The organism is Ruegeria sp. AP12 (assembly GCF_056540025.1).
This window is the reverse complement of record NZ_JBQFVZ010000156.1, coordinates 1-847: the sequence shown is the minus strand read 5'-3', so window position 1 is coordinate 847 and position 847 is coordinate 1. Positions and strand designations below refer to the sequence as shown.

1 protein-coding gene is annotated in these 847 nt (G+C 57.7%); it reads right to left on the bottom strand.

What is annotated here, in order from left to right:
• Positions 1-94 precede the first annotated feature (94 nt).
• On the bottom strand, positions 95-847 hold a 753-nt coding region (locus tag ACR0E6_RS21950), incomplete at its 5' end, for an MFS transporter (RefSeq protein WP_480587314.1).

Below are 847 nucleotides of genomic sequence, written 5' to 3'. Positions count from 1 at the left end.
TAACTCCGTGTGTTGCCCTCCCCAGGGACGTAAGGTCATTTAAGGCTGTTTTACAGATTTGTGACAGTAAAATATTACTACATTTCGGACATATTTAGGCGTTAGCGGAAACATCTTGTGCGTCTTCCTCGGCCTCGGCGGCTTCGATGGCCACTTCCTGGGCCACCTCAAGCGCAACGGGGGATGCGGACGGGTACAGAGGCGACATGGTACCGGTTTCGTCGACAGGAATCGCCGCACGCTGCGTCATGCGATACATTGCATAGCCAGCCATCGCGAACAGCAACGCCGCGATGAACAGGAAAAAGCCCGGAGGTCCAAAGACCCCGTCCCCCATCAACCAACCCGTAATCAGCGGGCCAGCAATCGCGCCCAAGCCGTTGATGAAAAGCAGACCACCAGATGCAGCGGCCATGTCCTCGCGATCCAGAAAATCGTTCGTATGGGCGATCAGCAGGGAATAGAGCGGGTTTGACATACCGCCAATAAAGAAAGCGGTTACCAGCAGGATCGGGAAATTCACCCCGAGTAGCATGCCAGCTACGGCACTGGCACCGCCTATGGCTGCCGCCAGCAGGATCAGGAAACGCCGATCCATTCGGTCCGAGAACCATCCCAGCGGGTATTGCAGCACGATAGCGCCGATGTAGAAGGCGGCCACGAAGGTCGAAATCTCGATCAGGCTCAACCCGGCGCGCGCGCCATAGACCGCCGCCATGCCGAACTGCGCCGAGAACACCCCGCCCAACAGAAACATACCGACACAGCCCAAGGGGGATTTGCCCATCAGCTCGCGCAGGGTCATGGGTTTGGTGGTGTCGAATGCGGGGGTCGGAGAAATCGACAA